Origin of the sequence: Sinomonas halotolerans (assembly GCF_039615075.1) — a bacterium.
GTDB classification, from domain to species: domain Bacteria; phylum Actinomycetota; class Actinomycetes; order Actinomycetales; family Micrococcaceae; genus Sinomonas; species Sinomonas halotolerans.
Map to the genome: position 1 here is coordinate 75824 of NZ_JBDFRB010000011.1, position 17911 is coordinate 93734.

A 17911-nucleotide genomic window follows, 5' to 3' on the forward strand; every position below is an offset into this window, starting at 1 on the left:
CCTCGCCGCGCCCAGACGGCAGTTCCTGCAGCACGTGCAGTTTCCGACAGGAGTAGCGTGGCCACGAAGGCTAGAACCGGCAAGAAGCTCGTGATCGTGGAGTCGCCGGCCAAGAGCAAGACCATCGCCCAGTACCTGGGCGAGGGATTCGAGGTGGACGCCTCGATGGGCCACATCCGCGACCTCCCGCAGCCCTCGGACCTCCCGGCCGAGCTCAAGAAGACGTCCATGGGCAAGTTCGCCGTGGACATCGAGAACGGCTTCGAGCCCTACTACGTCGTGTCCCCGGACAAGAAGAAGAAGGTCGCGGAGCTCAAGGCCAAGCTCAAGGACGCCGACGAGCTCTACCTCGCCACCGATGGTGACCGCGAGGGAGAGGCCATCGCGTGGCACCTGCTCGAGGTCCTCAAGCCCAAGGTGCCCGTGCACCGGCTGACGTTCCCCGAGATCACCAAGGAGGCCATCCAGCGCGCGATGGCCGAGCTGCGGGACGTGGACGCCTCGCTCGTGGACGCCCAGGAGACCCGCCGCGTCCTTGACCGGCTCTACGGCTACGAGATCTCCCCGGTCCTGTGGCGCAAGGTCGCGGGCGGCCTGTCCGCGGGCCGCGTCCAGTCCGTCGCGACCCGCCTCGTCGTCGAGCGCGAGCGCGAGCGCATGGCGTTCCGCACTGCGGACTACTGGGACGTGGTGGGCACCTTCGCCTTGCAGGACGGGGCGGACGACGCCGGCGGGGCACGGAGCTTCTCGGCCCGCCTCGCCGCCGTGGACGGCAGGAAGGTGGCCACGGGCCGGGACTTCGACGACCGGGGCCGCCTGACGGCGAAGAACGCGGAACTGCTCGACGAGGCGGCCGCCCGCGCCCTCGCCGAGGGACTCGCCGCGGCCGCCTTCACGGTCCGCTCGGTCGAGGAGAAGCCGTACACCCGGCGTCCGGCGGCACCGTTCACCACCTCGACCCTGCAGCAGGAGTCGGCCCGCAAGCTGCGCTTCTCGGCCCGGGTGACGATGCAGCTCGCCCAGCGGCTGTACGAGAACGGCTACATCACGTACATGCGTACGGACTCGACCGCGCTGTCCGACCAGGCGGTCACGGCCGCCCGTCGCCAGGCCTCGGAGCTCTACGGCACCGAGTACGTCCCGACCCGTCCCCGCGTGTACGCCTCGAAGTCCAAGAACGCGCAGGAGGCCCACGAGGCCATCCGCCCCGCGGGCGACTCGTTCCGCACTCCGGCCCAGGTGTCCCAGCAGCTCTCGAAGGACGAGTTCCGGCTCTACGAGCTCATCTGGAAGCGCACCGTCGCCTCTCAGATGGAGGACGCCAAGGGCTCCACCGCGACCGTACGCCTCGGCGCCACCGCCTCCGGTGCCGCCGCCGGCCGGGACGCCGAGTTCGCCGCCTCCGGCACCGTCATCACGTTCCGCGGCTTCCTCGCCGCCTACGAGGAGGGCCGCGACGAGGTCCGCGAGGACAGCGAGAACCCGTCCTCGGCAGGGGAGGGCGGGCGCCTGCCCGCGCTTGCGAAGGGCCAGGGGCTCGACGCCGTGGAGCTCACCCCGGGCGGGCACCAGACCTCGCCCCCGCCGCGCTACACGGAGGCCTCGCTCGTCAAGACGCTCGAGGAGCGGGGGATCGGCCGCCCGTCCACGTACGCCGCGACCATCTCGACCATCATCGACCGCGGCTACGTGCGCACCCGCGGCACGGCCCTCGTGCCGAGCTGGATCGCGTTCTCCGTGGTGCGCCTGCTCGAGGAGCACTTCCACGACTATGTGGACTACGACTTCACGGCGGAGATGGAGGAGGACCTCGACCGGATCGCGGCCGGCGAGCAGGCCGGCGCCGACTGGCTGAGCCACTTCTACTTCGGCGACGAGCACACGCCGGGCCTGACGAGGATCGTCAGCGGCCTCGGCGAGATCGACGCGCGCGAGGTCAACTCGGTCGAGATCGCGCCCGGGATCGTGCTGCGCGTGGGCAAGTACGGCCCGTACCTCGAGAAGCCGCTGCCCGCCGACGCCCCCGAGGGGACCGCCCCGGAGCGGGCCAACGTCCCGGACGACCTCGCCCCCGACGAGCTCACCGCGGACAAGGCGCGCGAGCTCATGGAGAGCGCGGGCCCCGAGGAGCGGGTCCTCGGCGCCGACCCGCACACGGGGCACACGATCGTGGCGAAGAACGGCCGCTACGGCCCGTACGTCACGGAGGTCATCGAGGAGCCGACCGAGGAGCAGCTCGCGGCCCAGCCGGTCGAGTACTACAAGAACGGCAAGCCCAAGCCGCCCAAGAAGCCCACCAAGGTCAAGCCGCGCACGGCGAGCCTCTTCAAGTCGATGACTGTGGACACGGTCACCCTGGACGAGGCGCTCCAGCTGCTCACCCTCCCACGGCGGCTCGGCGAGGACGCGGAGGGCAACGCGATCACGGTCCAGAACGGCCGATTCGGCCCGTACCTGAAGAAGGGGACCGACTCGCGCTCGATCGGCAGCGAGGAGGAGATCTTCACGATCACCCTCGAGCAGGCGCTCGAGGTCTACTCGCAGCCCAAGCAGCGCGGCGGGCGGACCGCCGCGGCGCCGCTGGCCGAGTTCGGCGAGGACCCGACGTCGGGCAAGCCGATCGTCGTCAAGGAGGGCCGGTTCGGCCCGTACGTCACGGACGGCGTCACCAACATCACGGTCCCACGGGCCACAGCCATCGAGGAGCTCACGCGCGAACGCGCCATCGAGCTGCTCGCCGAGAAGCGCGCGAAGGGCCCGGCCAAGCGGCCGGCATCGCGCGGGCGCGCGGCTGGCGGCCGCGCGCGGGCAGGAGCGAAGTGAGCACAGAAGACGGCAACAGCATCGGGACGGGACCCGGAGGAGGCGCGGAGCAGGGAGGCGGCGAGCCTCACCTCGATCCCGCCCCGCTGAACGAGCTCGAGGAGGCGCTCGCCGCGGCCCTCGAGGTGGCGGACGGCTCCACGGGCGAGAACACCGAGACCGCCCCGATCCTCGCCTTCCTCAACAGCATCGTGTGCCTCCTCGTGCCGGAGCCGGTGCCCGGCGAGACCGAGTACGTGGAGCCTCTCGTCCTCACGAACGGCGACGGCCAGCCGGTGGTGGCGGCCTTCACGCATCGGCAGCGGGTGCGCCCGGACTTCATCGAGCATGCGCCCATGGTGGTGGAGACGCAGGGCGCCCTCCTGCTGCAGAACCTCGGGACGGAGCTCGGGCTCGTGCTCAATCCGGGCGCCGCATTCGGGTTCGAGCTGAGCACGGAGCACGTGGCCGCCGTCCTGCGCGACTTCCGGCCCGCGGACGCCGAGGAGGCCGATCAGGGCCCCGGCGCACAGGGCGGGTCCGGCGGGGACCGCTGACGGGAATAATGGGCTCATGCGTCTAGGCGTCCTCGACATCGGCTCGAACACCGTTCACCTGCTCCTCGTGGACGCCCATCCGGGCGCGCAGCCGGTCGCCTACGCCTCGCACAAGCGGCCCCTCTCCCTCGTGAAGCACCTCGAGGACGGCGGCCGCATCAGCGAGCAGGGCCAGGCCGAGCTCGTCGGGTTCGTCCGGGAAGCGTGGGCCTTCGCGGGAAGGCACGACGCCGAGGACCTCCTCGCGTTCTGCACCTCGGCGATCCGGGAGGCAGCCAACGGCGAGGACGTCCTCGAACGGGTGAGGGCCGAGACGGGCGTGGTCCTCCAGGAGCTCACGGGCCGCGAAGAGGCCGCGATGACGTTCTTCGCCGTGCGGCGCTGGTACGGCTGGGGCGCGGGGATGATCCTCGACCTCGACATCGGCGGCGGATCGTTCGAGCTCGCAATGGGGAACGACTCCCTCCCGTCGGTCGCCACGTCCGTGCCCCTGGGCGCCCAGCGGCTCACCCGCGACTGGCTTCCCGAGGACCCCCCGAGCGCCAAGAGCGTCAAGGACCTGCGCCGCTATGTGCGCGAGACGCTCCGACCCGTGGCCAGGCAGTTCGCGCCGCTGGGCCGCCCCCACCTCGTGGCCGGCACCTCGAAGACCTTCCGCTCCCTCGCCAGGATCGCGGGCGCCGCGCCGTCCGCAGCCGGCCCGTACGTGCGCCGGGTCCTCACACGCACGGACCTGGGCCTGTGGACCCAGCGGATCTCGGCCATGGCCGCCTCGGACCGGATGCACCTCCCTGGAGTGTCGGAGGCCAGGGCGCGTCAGGTGCTGGCCGGCGCTCTCGCCGCCGAGGCCGCGATGGAGCTCTTCGAGATCGACGAGGTGGAGATCTGCCCGTGGGCGCTGCGCGAGGGCCTGATCCTGCGCCGCCTCGACCAGCTCGTGTTCGAGGGCCCCCTCGAGCCGCCCGCCCACATCGGACCGATCCAGAGCGAGCGCCTCCGCTCCGCGAGGGTTCATCCTGCGAGGTCGCGGGCATGAACAGTGTGCCGGATGACGGTCCGGTGCAGCCGGACGACGCGGGCCCCCGCCAGGGCCCCGGCGAGACGGCAGGCGAGACCGCACGCGGAACGACAGGACAGGGAGCGCCCATGGAGCCCACCGAGACCGACCGCCACATCCCCGTAGCGCTCTCGAGCGCATCGGTCTACCCGCTGAGCGTCCACGACGCCTTCGCGGTGGCCTCGGACCTGGGCTTCGACGGCGTGGAGGTCATGGTGACCAACAACGCCACGAGCCAGAAGGCGGATGAGCTCATCCATCTCGCGGAGCGCTACTCGCAGCCGATCGTCTCGATCCATGCGCCCACGCTCCTGCTCACCCAGCAGGTGTGGGGCTCGGCATGGAACAAGATCAGCCAGTCCTGCAGGATGGCGCTCGATGTCGGGTGCGACACCGTGGTGGTCCACCCGCCCTTCCGGTGGCAGGGCAACTACGCCGAGACGTTCGCGCACGGCGTGAGGGACCTCGCGGACGCCTTCGGGGTGCGGATCGCGGTGGAGAACATGTACCCGTGGCGCGTGCGCGGGCGCGAGACCCTGGCCTACCTCCCGCACTGGGACCCGGTCGGACAGGGCTATCGGGACGTCACGTGGGACTTCTCGCACGCCGCGACCGCGCGGGAGGACAGCCTCGAGGCCCTCAAGGCGCTCGGGGACGCCGTGCGCCACGTCCACCTGACCGACGGGTCCGGGCGCACGTTCCGTGACGAGCACCTCGTGCCGGGCCAGGGCACCCAGCGCGTGGCAGAGTGCCTGCAGCATCTGGCCGGCAACGGATTCGAGGGCGCCATCGTGGCCGAGATCAGCACGCGCAAGGCCCGGGGGGCCGGAGACCGGGAGCGGCTCCTGGCGCAGACGCTCGCCTTCGCGCGGACGCATCTGGGCCAGACCGTAGCGGTGGACTAGCCGGAGCGAGGCGGGCTGGGCCAGAACTGCCCGGAACGCGAAACGCCGGGGCGGTCCTGCGGGAGACATTGGGGGGAAATCTCCTGCACCGCCCCGGCGCCGGGGACCGCCGGAGAACCGCCGGCCCCATCACTCGCACCTAATGAGTGGTTCAACTGTACGCGTCGGCTGCTTGACGGAACCAAGGATTCCGCTGGGAGATCACTGTGAATGTGCACGCGGGGGCGGGACTGGCAGGATGGGGACCATGACCAACAAGATCGCGTTCCTCGGCTGCGGCTCCATGAACGAGGCCATCATGGCCGGACTCCTCGCCTCCGGCGTCCCCGCACGGGACATCGTCGCCACCGTGCGCCGGGCGAGCCGCGCCTCGGAGCTCGCCGAGAGGCACGGTGTCACCGTCATCGCGACCGGTGAGGAGGAGGCGGCGAACCTCGAGGCGGTGCGCGGCGCCGCAGTCGTGGTCCTCGGGGTCAAGCCGGTGGGCATCGCGGACCTCGCGGCGTCGCTCGCGCCTGTGCTCTCGCCCTCGGCGGTCGTGGTCAGCGTGGCCGCCGCCGTCTCGATCGCCCAGCTCGAGAGGGCGCTCCCGGATGGGCAGCCCGTGGTGCGCTCCATGCCCAACACGCCTGCCCGGGTGGGCCGCGGCGTGATTGCGGTCTCGGGCGGCACCCACGCCTCTGACGAGGACGTCAAGCGCACGGTGGACCTGTTCTCCGCGGTGGGGGTCGTCGTCGAGGTCCCGGAGGAGCAGATCGACGCCGTCTCCGCCGTGAGCGGGTCCGGCCCCGCGTACGCGTTCTACCTCACGGAGGCCATGGCTGCGGCCGGGGAGTCGCTCGGCCTCGACCGCGAGCTCTCGCTCGTCCTCGCCCGCGAGACCGTGGTCGGTGCCGGGCTCATGCTCGCCGAGCCGGGCGCGGACCCCGCCCAGCTGCGACGCGGGGTGACGAGCCCGAACGGCACCACGGAGCGCGCCATCGCGGTCTTCGACGAGCGGGGCCTCCCGGGCATCATCGCCGACGGCGCTGCCGCGGCCACCGCCCGCGCCCGGGAGATCACGCGCGAGCTCGGCTGACCCGCGTTCGGGGCGCGGCAGCTCCTGAAGCATGCGGCCGTGCTTCTGAGAACTGGACCGGCGGTCCCACAGGCAGGTCACGGCCGGCTGTGCCGTGCCGCGCGTCCTACGGCCGAGCGGCGAACCGCTCGAGCAGGTCCACGTGGCCGGAGACGATCAGCATGTCCCGGCTGCTGACCTTGGTGTGCGGCTGCGCGTAGGTGAAGTCCTCGCCCGGGCTCTTGACCCCGACAATCGTCACGCCGTACTTCGAGCGCACCTGGGACTCTGCGAGGGTGAAGCCCTGGGTCTCCTTGGGCGGGTACATCTTGACGATCGCGAAGTCGTCGTCGAACTCGATGAAGTCCAGCATGCGGCCGCTCACGAGGTGGGCTGCCCGGACGCCCGCGTCCGCCTCGGGGTAGATGATGTGGTTCGCGCCGATGCGGGAGAGGATCTTGCCGTGCGAGGGCGTGATCGCCTTGACCCACAGGTGCTCCACCCCGAGGTCCACAAGGTTCGCGGTGATGAGCACCGAGGACTCGATGGACGTGCCGACGCCCACCACCGCGGACTGGAACTCGTGGGCGCCGAGCTGCCGCAGGGCATCGATGTTGGTCGCATCCGCCTGGACCACGTGGGTGAGGGCGCTCGACCACTTCTGGACCAGGTCCGTGTCCCGCTCGATCGCGAGGACCTCGCGGCCCTGCTTGACGAGCTGCTCGGCGGTCGCCGACCCGAACCGGCCCAGCCCGATGACGAGGACCGGGGCGTTCGGGTTGGGCCGTCGGGCCACGGATGCCGAGCCGGTGGGGGTGATCGTGCTAGCCAATGATCGGCCTCTCTTCGGGGTAGTGGTAGAGCTGGATGCGCTGCCGCACGGCGAGCGCCGAGGCGAGGGTGATCGTCCCGATGCGGCCCGTGAACATGAGCACCGTGAGGATGTAGGCGCCCGCCGGGCCGCTCTCCGCGCTCACCCCGGTGCTCAGGCCCACCGTGGCGAAGGCGGAGATCACCTCGAAGAGTACTCGGTCCATGGCGAGGTCCGTGAACGCGAGCATGAGGAAGCAGCCCACGAGGATCCAGGTCGCGGCCGCCATGATGACCGCGACCGCGACCCGCATCGTCCCCTCGGGGATGGTGCGGCCGAACGCCTCCACGCGGTCCACGCCGCGGGCCTCGGCCACGATCGCGAGGAACATGACGGCGAGGGTCGTGACCTTGATGCCGCCCGCCGTGGACACCGAGCCTCCGCCGGCGAACATGAGGGCGTCCGAGAGCAGCAGCGTGGTGCCCTCCATCGCGTTCTGGTCCACCACGTTGAACCCGCCCGAGCGCGTGTTGATGGACGCGAAGACCGCATTGACGGCCTTCTCCCAGGGCGGCATCCCGGCCAGCGTGCGCGGGTTGTCCCACTCCATCCATCCCCACAGCACAGCGCCGGCCACGAGCAGGACCACCGAGACCGTGATGGTGAGCTTCACGTGCAGGTTCCACCTGCTCGGGCGCAGGCCGCCCTGGAGGATCCCGAGGACCACCGGGAAGCCGAGGCTGCCGAGGAAGACGCCGAGGCCGATCGGCCCGAGCATCCACAGGTCTCCGGCGAACTCGGCGGCGCCTGCCTCGTGCAGCACGAACCCGGCATTGTTGAAGGAGGAGATGCCGTAGAAGACGCCGTGCCATGCCGCCACCAAGGGATGCTCGCCCCGGATCGTGAGGCGCCCGGCCATGACGAGCCCGAGGGCGCCCTGGATCACCACGGAGGTGCCGATGACGATCCTCAGGAGCTCGCCGACCTCGCCGAGTCGGCTCGAGTTGTTCAGGGCCTCCTGGGCGATGAGCCGCCCGCGCAGGCCGAGGCGGCGGCTCACCATGAGGGACAGGAGCGAGGCGAGGGTCAGGGTCCCGAGGCCGCCCGTGAAGATCCCCAGGAGGATGCACGCCTGCCCGAAGAGGGTCCAGTGCTCGGGAGTCGAGACGATCGCGAGGCCCGTGACCGTCACGGCCGAGACGGCCGTGAAGAGCGCCTCGTGGAAGGGGGTCCGCTGGCCGTCCGCGGCGGCGATCGGCAGGGAGAGCAGGGCGGTGAAGAGCGCGATGGCCACGACGAACGCGAGCATGGCCAGGCGTGCGGGGGAGGAGGCGGCGACACGGTCGAGGAAGTCGCGGGGGCCGGTGAGCGGCCCGAGCCCCTCCCGTTCCGGCGCGGGGGTCCACATCGGCTTCGTCTCGGCCATCGGCGGGTGTACCTCGTCAGTCCTGTCCGCGTCGATCGTGTCCGCGCCTCGGGATTCTTGCGGACCTGCTCGTCACAGTAAACCACCGGCGCCCCGGACTGCGGGGCAGTGCCGTCCGGTAGCCTTGCAGCATGTCCGATCCCGCAGCGCAGCCGGAGGCGGAGCCCCGTCCCGGCGCCCTCACGCGGGACGGATTCCCCACCCAGGTCGCGTGGCACGAGGACCTGCTCGAGTACGACTTCGGCCCGCACCACCCCATGAGCCCGGCCCGACTCGACCTCACCGCGCGCCTGTGCCGCGACCTCGGCCTGTTCGGCCTCCCCTGGGTGGACGTCGTGGCGCCGCACGTGGCGACCGACGACGAACTGGCCACCGTGCACACGAGGGACTACATCGCCGTCGTGCGCCGGGTGAGCGAGAACCCCGCCGAACCCGCCCCCGAGAGCGGCCTCGGCACGGAGGACGACCCGGTGTTCGCCGGAATGCACGAGGCGAGCGCGAGGATCGTGGGCGCGTCGCTGGAGGCGGCCGACGCCGTGCTCGCCGGCACTGCGCTCCACGCCGTGAACTTCGCCGGCGGGATGCACCACGCGGCCGCGGACCGCGGCAGCGGCTTCTGCATCTACAACGACGCCGCCGCGGCCGTCCAGCGGCTCCTCGACCGGGGCGTGTCCCGCGTGGCCTACATAGACATCGATGCGCACCATGGCGACGGGACCGAGCGCATCTTCTGGGACGACCCCCGTGTCCTGACCGTCTCCGTCCACGAGAGCGGGCTGACCCTGTTCCCCGGCACGGGGTTCCCGGCCGAGACCGGCGGGCCGCACGCCCCCGGCACTGCGGTGAACGTGGCCCTCCCGGCCGGGACGCGGGACGCGGGCTGGCTACGGGCATTCCACGCCGTGGTCCCGCCGCTCGTGGAGGCCTTCCGGCCCGAGGTGATCGTGAGCCAGCACGGCTGCGACTCCCACCACCTCGACCCCCTCACCAACCTCGCCGTGACCATCGACGCCCAGCGCGAGGCCGCCCTGAGCATCTCCTCGCTCGCCCGCCGGCACTGCGCCGGCCGCTGGGTCGCGACCGGGGGCGGCGGCTACGCGGTGTTCGACGCCGTGCCCCTCTCGTGGGCGCACCTCGTGGGCATCGCGGCGGGCCGGCCGGTGGCCCTCACGGCCCCCACTCCGGGTCCGTGGCGTGAGTACGTGCGGGAGCGCTACGGCCGCCAGGCGCCGGTCCTCATGGGTGAGGGCGCAGACACGTGGTGGCGCTCGTGGGAGATCGGCGTCAACCCGAACGACCCCGTGGACAGGGCGATCATGGCCACGCGCAAGGAGGTCTTCCCCTTCCACGGCCTGGATCCCTGGTTCGACTGATCCCGGGTCCCGCCCCGGACCCGGCGTACGGCCGGGCCCGTGCCCGCGGCCCCGGCCGTCGGTCGGGCCCAGGCGCTGCGCGGTAGGCTTGGGCCCATGGGGACAGACATCTTCGCCGTCATCGCGGACCGGACGCGCAGGGACATCCTCGACACGCTGCGGACGGGCGACAAGGCGGTCGGCGAGCTGGTGGACGCCTTGGAAGCGAGCCAGCCCACCGTGTCCAAGCACCTGCGGGTCCTGCGCGACGCCGGCCTCGTGACCACGCGAGCCCAGGGCCAGAAGCGCTACTACGCGCTCCGCGCCGAGCCCCTGGCCGAGGTGGGCGGCTGGCTCGCCGAACTGCGCACGGCGCCGGTGTCCCCGGCGCCGGCCGTACCGGAGGCTGCCGCGGAACATGCGGAAGATGCGGAAGGTGCGGAGCCGGCGGGGTCCGCCGTCGTGCCCGCCGGCGCGCCCGCAGTGCCCGCCCCGCCCGCGGCACCGGGCGCCATAGTGCCCGCCGCCGTCCTGCCCGGGCCGGCCGGCGAGATGGGGCCCGCGGAAGGCGGCCGGCCTGCGCAGATCCAGCGGACCGTGGAGCGCACGGTGGAGCGCGCGGCCGCGAGGGCCACGGAACTCATGGCGAACCTTCCCAAGTTCGGGCGCCGCAGGTAGGAGCGGCGGCGAGCAGGGGGCCGCGGAGCCCAGGCGTCCACCGCACAGGAGGAGCCCGGCATGAAGGCACTGCTCGCGGCATTCGGGACGCGTGGCGACATCGAGCCCTTCCTGGCCCTCGGCGAACGCCTCTCGGCCGAAGGCCACACCCCCGTGCTTGCGGTCCCGCGCCGCCTGGCCGGACTGGCCCACGAGTCGGGGCTGGCCGTCCAGGAGCTCGACGACGGCCTGCTCGCGGACGCGGATGCGCTCTCCTACGTGCCCACCGGGACCTTCCCGTGGCCGGGCGCCGACCTCCCGTGGGGTATGCCCGGCTGGGTCAACCGGGCCAGCCACGGCGCGGCGCTGCCCGAGCGTGTCGAGGCGTTCCTCGACGCCGGCGAACCGCCCGTGTACATCGGCTTCGGCTCCATGGCGGGCCCGGATCCGGAGGCCACCACGCGCGCATGCCTCGAGGCGGCCGAGCTGGCCGGCGTCCGGGCGGTCATCGCCACGGGCTGGGGCGGGCTCTCGGAGGTCCCGGACTCGGGCCGGGTCCTCGCCGTGGAGCACGTGCCGCACACGCCGCTCTTCCCGCGGGTCGCGGCCGTGGTGCACCACGGAGGCGCGGGCACCACGGCCGCGGCCGCGAGGGCCGGCCGGCCCCAGGTCCTGTGCCCGTTCGTCGCGGACCAGCCGTTCTGGGCGCGCCGCATGCATGCCCTCGGTGTCGCCGCCAGGCCCCTGCCGCAGCGCCGCCTCACCGCGGACGGGCTCGCCTCACGCCTCGCGCACGCGATGGACGACGCCGGCATCCGGGCACGCGCGGCCGCGCTCGGCGAGGCGGCGCGTGCCGAGGACGGCGTGGGGGCAGCCGTGGCTGCGCTCGCGCAGCTCAGTCGATGAAGAGCGTGGCCGGCGGCTTGGGGTGGATGCGCTGGACGAGTTCGGCGGCCACGTCACGCAGCTTCACGTTCCGGTGGTTGGATGCGCGTCGGAGCACGTCGAAGGCCTCGTCGGCGGAGCAGCGGCTCTGGGCCATGATGATGCCCATCGCGAGGTCGATCACGGTGCGGTTCTGCATCGCACGGGCGCGGTGGTCGGCGCGCTCGAGCTCCGCGGTGTAGCGGACTGCGAGCCGCAGCGCCCACGAGCTCTCATTGCGCACCCGGCCCACGGTGCTCAGCAGGAGCCGCTGCTCGGCCGGATGCGGGGGGCGGGGACCGATCACGGCGAACGCGGCGTGGCCGTCCGGACCAGACGCGACGGGTGCGGCGAGCAGGGCATGGCCGGCGTCGGCCATCCATTCCCTGGGCGCGGGGGAGACGAGGGAGGAGCGGCGGTGCTGGAGCGGCCGGGCGAGGTGCTCGTCGCCGCTCTCGAGCCGCTCCGCAAGGCGCTCGCCGAACGCGGCGGTGCAGCCGGCGACGACGGCGGGCCGGTTGCGGCGGCGGAGGACGAACCCGCAGGCGTAGTCGCCGAAGGACGCGAGGGTGCGGTGGCTGCGACGCGAGAGGCCCTCCAGGAGCTCCGCGAGGTCGTTCGTCGACAGCAGGAGGTGGAACAGGTCGTGGGTCATGCGGGGGTCGGGCCGGGCGGCCATGGGGGCGCTCCTTCTGGGCGCGGCCATGGCAGGTGGCCGCGTGCTGCTGCAGGTGCCCGTTTCCTGAGCGCATGCCCCGCACCAAGGGGGCATGCGCTTCATCTTGTCCCCGTGGCCCGTGTTGGTCAAATTGATGGACGCGCTCTCAGGACCACGATGCGGACACCGCTTTGCGCGCCTTCTTCCGCCCGTCTACCGTAGCGGCATGATCAATCGTTGGTATGCGTATTTTGCGTTGGCTCTGGAGGGCCAGGCGTAGAGCGCGCGTACCGACTCCAGAGCCAACAGGGCAGGGACCTCACGGTCCTTGCCCTTTGCCATTCCACGGCAGGCTCTGGTCCAGAGGGCCTGTCACAGCACCAGACAGGAACCCCATGAACCCCCAGGCACTCGCCCCCGAGCAGAACTCCACCACGTCGAATCTCCGCGTCGCGGAGTTCATGCCGCTGCCCACCCCGAGCCAGCTGCTCGCCGAGCTCCCGCTCGCCGACTCCGCCGCGAGGACGGTCGAGCGCGGCCGGGACGAGGTGCGGGCCGTGATGGACGGCCTCGACGACCGACTCCTCGTGATCGTGGGCCCATGCTCCATCCACGACCCGGAAGCCGGGCTGGACTACGCGAGGCGACTCGCCGTCGTCGCCCGCGCCCACCGGGAGGACCTGCTCGTGGTGATGCGCACCTACTTCGAGAAGCCGCGCACCACCGTGGGCTGGAAGGGGCTCATCAACGACCCGCACCTGGACGGGACGCATGACATCGCCGGCGGGCTGCGGGCCGCGCGCCAGTTCCTCCTGGGAGTGCTCGAGCTCGGGCTCCCCACCGCCACCGAGTTCCTCGAGCCCATCAGCCCCCAGTACACCGCGGACGCCATCGCCTGGGGCGCGATCGGCGCGCGGACCACGGAGAGCCAGATCCACCGTCAGCTTGTCTCGGGCCTGTCCATGCCGGTCGGGTTCAAGAACGGCACCGATGGCGGGCTCCAGGTCGCGATCGACGCCTGCGGAGCCGCTGCTGCGCCCCAGTCGTTCCTCGGGATCGACGGCGAGGGCAGGGCCGCACTCGTCGCCACGTCGGGCAACCCTGACACGCACGTCATCCTGCGCGGCGGGGCCGACGGGCCCAACCACGGTGCCGAGCACGTGCTGGCCGCGTCGGCCAAGCTCGCTGCCAAGGGCCTCAACCCGCGGCTCATCGTGGATGCGAGCCACGCCAACTCCGGCAAGGACCACCACCGCCAGGCGGAAGTGGCCCTCGAGATCGGCGCGCAGCTGGCCGCCGGCGGCGAGTCGGGCGGGCTCATCGCGGGGGTCATGCTCGAGAGCTTCCTCCTCGGCGGAGCGCAGAGCCTGGACGTCGAGGCGCACGCCGCGGGGCGGACCCAGCTCGCGTACGGGCAGAGCGTCACCGACAAGTGCATGGACTGGGAGGTCACGGGGCAGGTCCTGGGCCAGCTGGCCGCGGCAGCGCGCAGCCGCCGCGTTCCCAAGAGCCACTCCAGCCACTAGAGTTACTTGTATGGCTGCTATGGGCGATTTCTCCACCTCGCGCTTCCTCACCGTGGCCGAGGTGGCGGAGATGATGCGGGTCTCGAAGATGACTGTGTACCGCCTCGTGCATGCCGGCGACATGCCCGCCGTCCGGTTCGGCCGCTCGTACCGCGTGCCGGAGGCAGCCGTCGAACAGTACCTCAGGCAGGCCGTCGTCGACGGGCGGAGCGAGACCGCCTGAAGCGTGGGGTATCCTGTTCAGGAACGTTTTACGTCACGTCACCAGCAGTTGGTTGAAGGCCGCCCAGTGTGTGCGCCCGGCCAGCGGCCCGGGGCACTACTGTAAGGAACTTACGTGGGTTCGGTTATCAAGAAGCGCCGCAAGCGCATGGCCAAGAAGAAGCACCGCAAGCTGCTCCGCAAGACCCGTCACCAGCGCCGCAACAAGAAGTAGGCGGCCGCCTCGTCGCGAGGCCAGGTGCCAAGAGGCCCGTCCCCTCCGGGGGGCGGGCCTCTTGCGTTGCCTGTGCGGCGTTCCGGCCGGTGGCGGGTGCCTCAGCGGCGGAAGCGGGCGAACCCGCGCCACAGCCCGTAGACGGCCCCGCCCACCGTGGCCAGCTTGAGCCCGAGCGTCGCGGCCCGGCGGCCAGCGCGGAAGTCGTACACGGGCCAGTTGTGGAGGCGGGCGTGGGCACGCAGCCGCACATCCGGATTGATCGCGACCGGATGGCCCACGAGGCTCAGGAGCGGGATGTCGTTGTGGGAGTCGGAGTAGGCCCAGCAGTTCCGCAGGTCCAGGCCCTCGCGCTCGGCGAGCGCGGCGACCGCTACCGCCTTCGCCTTCCCGTGCAGGATCTCGCCGACGAGCCTTCCGGTGTAGGCGCCGTCCTCGATCTCGCCAACCGTGCCGAGGGCGCCGGTGAGGCCGAGCCGGTCGGCAATGACCGAGGCCACCTCGATCGGCGTCGCCGTGACGAGCCATACCCTCCGGCCCACCCGGAGGTGCTGCTCGGCGAGGGCCTTCGTGCCCGGCCAGATGCGCGACTCGATGAACTCGTCGTACACCTCGTTGCCGAGGGTCCGGACGTCATCGCTCAGGAGGCCGGCGGCGAGCGAGAGCGCCGAGGCCTGGATCGAGTGGACGTCCTTGAGGTTCTCGCCGCGCCACACGAACGCGAGCTGCTTCCAGGCGAAGCCGGCGGCCTCGCGCAGCGTGAACGCGCCCCGCTGGTGCATCTTGCGGCCCACATGGAACAGGCTCGCGCCCTTCATCAGGGTGTTGTCGACGTCGAAGAAGGCCGCCTCGGTGGGCCGCGCGGGCGGGGCGGCGCGAACCGGGCGCTGCTCCTTCGTGGCTTCGGGCATGGTCCGAGTCTAGCGAGGCCTCTGGCGGCACCCGCACTGCCCCGGCCCGCGCTACCGTGGGACCATGCGCACGCCGGAGATCGTCCTCGTCACCAAGACCGACTGCCACCTGTGCGAGGCCGCCCGCGAGGCGGTGGACCGGGTGGCCTCGGCTGCTGGCGTGCCCTGGGCGGAGCGGAGGATCGACGACGACGCCGACCTCCACCGCCGCTTCGCCGAGGAGGTCCCCGTGGTCCTTGTGGACGGGATCCAGCGCGACTTCTGGAAGATCGACGAGGCCCGGCTCGCGAGGGTCGTCGCCGCGGCCCGCCGAGGCTGAGGCCCAGCCCGCCGGCGACAGCGCTTTTGGCGCCCCCGCCGGCCCGGACCTAGAGTGGATCCGCCCGCGGCAGGCGGGCGAAGGCAAGGAGCACACGCGTGGCACGAGCAGGCGGCACGGACCCGGCACCCACTGGTGCGGGGGAACGCGGCCTGCCGCCGGCGGTGGTCGCACGGCTCACCGTCTACCTGCGCGCGCTCGGCGGATTCCTCGCGGACGGAGTGGAGCGCGTCTCCTCAGAAGCCCTCGCGGAGGTGTCGGGGGTGAGCTCCGCTACCCTGCGAAAGGACCTTTCACAGCTAGGCTCCTACGGCACGCGCGGGGTCGGCTACGAGGTCGAGAACCTGCGCCAGCACCTTTCCGAGGCACTCGGCCTCACCCGTGACTGGCGCGTCGCAATCGTCGGGGCGGGCAACCTCGGCCGCGCGCTCGCCAGGTACGGCGGCTTCGGCACGCGCGGCTTCGACGTCGTGGCGCTGCTCGACACGGATCCGCAGATCATCGGCAACGAGGTGGGCTGGCTGCGGGTCGGGGACGCCGCGAACCTCGAGGCCGTCTTCCGCCGCACACGGACCAACATGGCCGTGCTCGCGCTCCCGGCCTCGGCAGCCCAGGCCGCCTGCGACCGGGTGGTCGCCGCCGGGGTGCGCAGCATCCTGAGCTTTGCCCCCACGATCCTCCAGGTCCCCGAGGGCGTCACCCTGCGCAAGGTGGACATGGCCACCGAGCTGCAGATCCTCGCCTATCATGCCCAGCGCGGCGAGTCCGGCGGCCAGAGCGGCGAACCGGCGGGCGATCCCGCCTGAGCCCAGGGCCCTGGGGCCGTCAGGCTCAGGCGCAGGTCACCGATAGCCGTGCTTTGCAGCGCGGCGGGCGGCGACGTAGCGGTTGGAGGGCGGGAGCCAGGCAGCGACGACCGAGCCGTAGAAGGCGAGGGACCCCGCGAGGGTGGAGGCGTACCAGAGCGGATCCGCGGGGTAGAGCGCATACGCGGCGTCGAGCGGGATGCCCGCAATGGCGAACAGGGCGAACGAGAACACCGTCGCCATGATGCCGAGGCCCGCGAAGACCGTCGCGACAATCCGCACCCAGTTCATGCCGGCGCGGATGCCGAAGGCGATCAGCACGTAGATGCCCACGCTGACCACCGAGGACACCCAGATGAGCGGGACCATGAGGGCCTCGACCTGCTCGAGTGCTCCGGGCGGGAGGTCCGACCCGGTCTGGAGGGCCGCCGCGGCGAACGACTCGCGGAGGGTCTGGATCGAGCTGGAGACGAGGGCCGGGACGCCGAGGAGCGGGAGGACACCGGCCGCGAGCATGAGCCAGAACGAGGCCTTGATGCTCCCCGGCCTCTCGAGGCCCACCGCAGGCATGCCCGGGAAGCTGCCGCTCGGGACCTGGCTGGGCCACGGACCTCCGAACCCGCCTCCGGAGGCGGGTTGGGAAGTGTCGGACCAGGCCTGCCCATGGGAGCCGGGCTCGCGCGGCGGCACCTGGGGGGCGGGAGTGTCGGAGTGCTGGGTCATGGGGTCACCCTCCCTGCTGCGTTGTGGGCTACTGCCCGTAGGGGTTGCCCAGGCGCGGACCGCCGGGGCCGTAGGGATTCTGGAAGCGGTTCTCGCGGGCGAGGAACGCTGTCACCGCAGGGCGGAAGAGGAACACGATGGCGGTGACCGCGAGTGCGATCGTGACCACGGCGAAGAGCCCGCCTGCGAAGAGGCTGCCCACAGCGAGGCAGAGGAACACCGTGCCGAGGGTGCGCGCCCACCGGCGGCCCTTCCCGAGGAACGCGGCGCACAGGGCGATCACGGCGGCGTTGGCCAGGGCGAGCACGAGGATGAACCACACCACGCCGCCGATCATCCCGCTGAACTGCTCGAAGGTGAACCCCGAGGCGGGCCCGCCGGCCTGCTCGAAGACATCCCGCAGCGCATCGGACGGCAGGGAGAGCGTGACCATGCTCGCGAGGATCGCGATCACGGCCTCCGCGGCGGCCGTCAGGTACATCATGAGCGACGCAGAGCGGACTGCCCTGCGCTCCTCGGCCTCGCTCGGCTGAGCGCCGAACGGCGCGGACGAGTACTGGTTGTACTGCGGCTGGCCGTACGGGGTCGGCTGCTCGCCGTACTTGCCGTACTGCGGCGCCGGCTGCCCGTACTGTGCCGGCTGCCCGTACTGCGGCTGCTGGCCGTATTGGGGGGCTTGACCGTACTGGGGCGGCTGCTGGCCGTATTGGGGGGCTTGGCCGTACTGGGGTGGCTGCTGGCCGTACTGGTTCGGCTGCTGCTGCCCGTGCTCTCCCGGCTGCTGCTGCCCGTGCTCTCCCGGCTGCTGGCCGGGCTCGGGGGCCTGGCTCCCGTCGGAACCCGGCGCGTACTGCCCGTAGCGCGGTGCGGGACGACCCGTTGGTCCCTCGTCCGGGGCCCCGGAATCCTTCGGCTGGTCCCCTGAGGGCGGGACGGGAGGGGTGCTCATCATGGTCCTTTTCGTCGGCATGTGCCGGGGACCTG

19 protein-coding genes are annotated in these 17911 nt (G+C 72.0%); 13 read left to right on the plus strand and 6 right to left on the minus strand.

Features of this window, described 5'->3' with window-relative positions; genetic code table 11:
* Window positions 1–57 precede the first annotated feature (57 nt).
* The 5 genes from topA to proC all read left to right on the plus strand — a co-directional run bounded on the left by topA (window position 58) and on the right by proC (window position 6399).
* Window positions 58–2823: a type I DNA topoisomerase gene (topA, locus tag ABCQ75_RS12365; RefSeq protein ID WP_345885674.1), complete on the plus strand. Its 2766-nt coding sequence runs from the start codon at window positions 58–60 to the stop codon at window positions 2821–2823.
* Entirely contained in the window at window positions 2820–3359 is a 540-nt protein-coding gene (locus tag ABCQ75_RS12370) for an SseB family protein (protein ID WP_345885675.1), read from the plus strand. Before topA ends, ABCQ75_RS12370 begins: the two co-directional genes overlap by 4 nt.
* Window positions 3360–3375: 16 nt before the next feature.
* On the plus strand, window positions 3376–4395 hold the full coding sequence (locus ABCQ75_RS12375; protein ID WP_345885676.1) for a Ppx/GppA phosphatase family protein: 1020 nt from the start codon (window positions 3376–3378) through the stop codon (window positions 4393–4395).
* Between the two features lie 110 nt (window positions 4396–4505).
* Window positions 4506–5321: a sugar phosphate isomerase/epimerase family protein gene (locus tag ABCQ75_RS12380; protein WP_345885677.1), complete on the plus strand. Its 816-nt coding sequence runs from the start codon at window positions 4506–4508 to the stop codon at window positions 5319–5321.
* 247 nt (window positions 5322–5568) lie between these two features.
* A complete protein-coding gene (gene proC / locus ABCQ75_RS12385; RefSeq protein ID WP_345885678.1) occupies window positions 5569–6399 on the plus strand; it encodes a pyrroline-5-carboxylate reductase in 831 nt (276 codons plus the stop codon).
* 106 nt (window positions 6400–6505) lie between these two features.
* Here proC and ABCQ75_RS12390 read toward each other — a convergent pair whose 3' ends face one another.
* Window positions 6506–7174: a potassium channel family protein gene (locus ABCQ75_RS12390; protein ID WP_345885702.1), complete on the minus strand. Its 669-nt coding sequence runs from the start codon at window positions 7172–7174 to the stop codon at window positions 6506–6508.
* Between the two features lie 28 nt (window positions 7175–7202).
* Window positions 7203–8615 (minus strand): TrkH family potassium uptake protein, encoded by a 1413-nt coding sequence (locus tag ABCQ75_RS12395; RefSeq protein ID WP_345885679.1) that lies wholly within the window; start codon window positions 8613–8615, stop codon window positions 7203–7205.
* A 131-nt stretch (window positions 8616–8746) separates the two neighbouring features.
* Here ABCQ75_RS12395 and ABCQ75_RS12400 point away from each other — a divergent pair, with 131 nt between their 5' ends.
* From ABCQ75_RS12400 to ABCQ75_RS12410, 3 genes are all read left to right on the plus strand, one after another.
* Window positions 8747–9988: an acetoin utilization protein AcuC gene (locus tag ABCQ75_RS12400; RefSeq protein WP_427916096.1), complete on the plus strand. Its 1242-nt coding sequence runs from the start codon at window positions 8747–8749 to the stop codon at window positions 9986–9988.
* A 96-nt stretch (window positions 9989–10084) separates the two neighbouring features.
* Window positions 10085–10645 carry an ArsR/SmtB family transcription factor gene (locus ABCQ75_RS12405; RefSeq protein ID WP_345885680.1) on the plus strand — a complete coding sequence of 187 codons (561 nt, stop codon included), beginning with the start codon at window positions 10085–10087 and terminating at the stop codon, window positions 10643–10645.
* A 60-nt stretch (window positions 10646–10705) separates the two neighbouring features.
* Window positions 10706–11530: a glycosyltransferase gene (locus ABCQ75_RS12410; RefSeq protein WP_345885681.1), complete on the plus strand. Its 825-nt coding sequence runs from the start codon at window positions 10706–10708 to the stop codon at window positions 11528–11530.
* Here ABCQ75_RS12410 and ABCQ75_RS12415 read toward each other — a convergent pair.
* Window positions 11520–12227, minus strand: coding sequence for an ANTAR domain-containing protein (locus tag ABCQ75_RS12415; RefSeq protein WP_345885682.1), 708 nt, complete (start codon window positions 12225–12227; stop codon window positions 11520–11522). The genes ABCQ75_RS12410 and ABCQ75_RS12415 overlap by 11 nt on opposite strands.
* A gap of 374 nt (window positions 12228–12601) precedes the next feature.
* On the opposite strand from ABCQ75_RS12415, the gene ABCQ75_RS12420 reads away from it, so the two are divergent.
* From ABCQ75_RS12420 to ABCQ75_RS12430, 3 genes are all read left to right on the plus strand, one after another.
* Entirely contained in the window at window positions 12602–13732 is a 1131-nt protein-coding gene (locus tag ABCQ75_RS12420; protein ID WP_345885683.1) for a 3-deoxy-7-phosphoheptulonate synthase, read from the plus strand.
* 10 nt (window positions 13733–13742) lie between these two features.
* Window positions 13743–13955 carry a helix-turn-helix domain-containing protein gene (locus tag ABCQ75_RS12425; RefSeq protein WP_345885684.1) on the plus strand — a complete coding sequence of 71 codons (213 nt, stop codon included), beginning with the start codon at window positions 13743–13745 and terminating at the stop codon, window positions 13953–13955.
* Between the two features lie 114 nt (window positions 13956–14069).
* A complete protein-coding gene (locus ABCQ75_RS12430) occupies window positions 14070–14168 on the plus strand; it encodes a 30S ribosomal protein bS22 (RefSeq protein ID WP_003792170.1) in 99 nt (32 codons plus the stop codon).
* A 101-nt stretch (window positions 14169–14269) separates the two neighbouring features.
* On the opposite strand, the gene ABCQ75_RS12435 is transcribed toward ABCQ75_RS12430, so the two are convergent.
* A complete protein-coding gene (locus ABCQ75_RS12435; RefSeq protein WP_345885685.1) occupies window positions 14270–15079 on the minus strand; it encodes an HAD family hydrolase in 810 nt (269 codons plus the stop codon).
* A 64-nt stretch (window positions 15080–15143) separates the two neighbouring features.
* Between ABCQ75_RS12435 and ABCQ75_RS12440 the strand changes: the two genes are divergently transcribed.
* Both ABCQ75_RS12440 and ABCQ75_RS12445 read left to right on the plus strand, forming a co-directional pair.
* The gene (locus ABCQ75_RS12440) at window positions 15144–15398 is read left to right on the plus strand and encodes a glutaredoxin family protein (RefSeq protein WP_345885686.1); all 255 of its coding nucleotides are present in this window, start codon (window positions 15144–15146) and stop codon (window positions 15396–15398) included.
* Window positions 15399–15496: 98 nt separating this feature from the next.
* A complete protein-coding gene (locus ABCQ75_RS12445; RefSeq protein WP_345885687.1) occupies window positions 15497–16204 on the plus strand; it encodes a redox-sensing transcriptional repressor Rex in 708 nt (235 codons plus the stop codon).
* Window positions 16205–16240: 36 nt separating this feature from the next.
* Here the strand turns inward: ABCQ75_RS12445 and ABCQ75_RS12450 are convergent, their stop codons facing one another.
* Both ABCQ75_RS12450 and ABCQ75_RS12455 read right to left on the minus strand, forming a co-directional pair.
* Entirely contained in the window at window positions 16241–16927 is a 687-nt protein-coding gene (locus tag ABCQ75_RS12450) for a hypothetical protein (protein ID WP_345885688.1), read from the minus strand.
* Window positions 16928–16955: 28 nt separating this feature from the next.
* Window positions 16956–17876, minus strand: coding sequence for a hypothetical protein (locus ABCQ75_RS12455; RefSeq protein WP_345885689.1), 921 nt, complete (start codon window positions 17874–17876; stop codon window positions 16956–16958).
* Between the last annotated feature and the right edge of the window lie 35 nt (window positions 17877–17911).